At 76.4% G+C, this 628-nt stretch carries 1 pseudogene; it reads right to left on the minus strand.

The features are described from left to right. Nucleotides 1-628 (minus strand): annotated as a pseudogene (locus tag RM590_RS35445) (type VII secretion protein EccC); the annotation flags it as partial.

Consider the following 628-nt stretch of genomic DNA (forward strand, 5'->3'; position numbering starts at 1 on the left):
GCCGTTGACTTGCCGCCGTGCGGGCCACCGACCACCGCCACATGGCCACCGGCGCCCGCCAGGTTGAGCCGGAGAGGGTCGCGGCGCTGGTGGAACGGCCGGTCGACGGTGCCGATGACGGCCGTCAGCGGCGGGGTGTCCGGGGCGCCGCCGAAGCCGCGGCCGGGGCGGATCGCGAGGTCGCCGTGCAGCGCGTCCAGCGGCTCGGGGTCGTCCAGGGGCGGCAGCCACACCTGGTGGGCGGCCGGGCCCTGGCCGGCCAACTGCCCGACCATGACGCCCAGAACGGTGCTGGCCAGGTCCTCGCCCTCGGCGAACTCGTCCGGCTCCGGTCGGAGTTCGGGCTCCGGCGCGGTCCCCGCGGCGGGCACCGGCACATGGCCGGCCGGGAAGGGCCGGACGTCGAGGGCGCCGCCGAGCGCGGCTCCGGCGGCCTCGTCGCCGGTGCGGTGGGGCCCGGAGACATAGGCGGCGCGGAACCGCTTGAGCGTGGTGGTGTCGGTCTTGAGATAGCCGTGGCCGGGTGCGCTGGGCAGATGGTTGGCGTCCGGCACACCGATCGCGGTCCGGCTCTCCGCCTCGGAGAACGTGCGCAGGCCGATCCGGTACGACAGGTGCGCCTCCAGCC

This window comes from Streptomyces litchfieldiae, assembly GCF_031845365.1.
GTDB lineage: Bacteria > Actinomycetota > Actinomycetes > Streptomycetales > Streptomycetaceae > Streptomyces > Streptomyces litchfieldiae.